Genomic DNA, 850 nt, shown 5'->3' with positions numbered 1-850 from the left:
AGAAGCTATCTCATTTGGGCTTGTAAGCTGCTCGCGTGACGATCGTGGAGCGCTTGGTGCCGGACGAGCTGTGGGAGCTGTTCCAGTTGGTGGTGCCGCCGGCGCCGAGTCGTCCGCAGGGTGGTGGTCGGCGCCGCTACGGGGACCGCGAGGTGCTGGCGGCGATCGTCTTCGTCGCCACGTCGGGGTGCACGTGGGCCCAACTTCCGCCCTGCTTCGGCCCGTCCGGGCCCACCGCGCACCGGCGCTTCACCGAGTGGAGCAAGGCCAGGGTCTGGGCCAAGCTCCACCGCGTCGTCCTGGACGAGCTCGGCGCGCAAGGCGAGTTGGACTGGTCGCGGTGCGCGGTCGACTCGGTCAACATGCGGGCCCTGAAAAGGGGGAGCTGACAGGTCCGAATCCTGTCGATCGGGGCAAGTACGGGTCGAAGATCCACCTGCTCACCGAACGCACCGGCCTGCCCCTGTCACTCGCCGTCTCCGGCGCCAACGTCCACGACAGCCAGGCCCTGATCCCGCTCGTCGACGCGATCCCACCGATCCGCTCACGCCGCGGACCCAGACGCCGCAGGCCCGGCAAACTGCACGCCGACAAAGCCTACGACCACCGCTTCATCCGCTCCTACCTGCGACGACGACAGATCCCGGCCCGCATCGCCCGCCGAGGCATCGAGACCTCCACCCGCCTCGGCCGGCACCGCTGGGTGATCGAGCGCACCGTCGCCTGGCTCGGCGGCTTCCGCCGCCTCCACCGCCGCTACGAACGCAAAGCCGACCACTTCGCCGCCTTCGCCAGCATCGCAGCAGCCATCATCTGCACCCGCAGACTCACCAAATGAGATGTCTTCTAA

At 68.5% G+C, this 850-nt stretch carries 1 protein-coding gene; it reads left to right on the top strand.

Annotated elements, in window-relative coordinates; all coding sequences use genetic code 11:
• The first annotated feature begins 41 nt into the window (after window positions 1–41).
• Window positions 42–838, top strand: a protein-coding gene (locus tag ABD345_RS39980; protein WP_380276561.1) for an IS5 family transposase whose coding sequence is annotated in 2 segments (ribosomal slippage) — window positions 42–387 and window positions 387–838 — 798 coding nt in all. Because the reading frame shifts where the segments join, the coding sequence is not laid out codon by codon here.
• Window positions 839–850 lie beyond the last annotated feature (12 nt).

Source organism: Kitasatospora saccharophila (assembly GCF_039529925.1).
Taxonomy (GTDB): Bacteria; Actinomycetota; Actinomycetes; order Streptomycetales; family Streptomycetaceae; genus Kitasatospora; species Kitasatospora saccharophila.
Note: the sequence above shows the minus strand (reverse complement) of the source record. Positions and strands in the feature narration are given on the sequence as shown.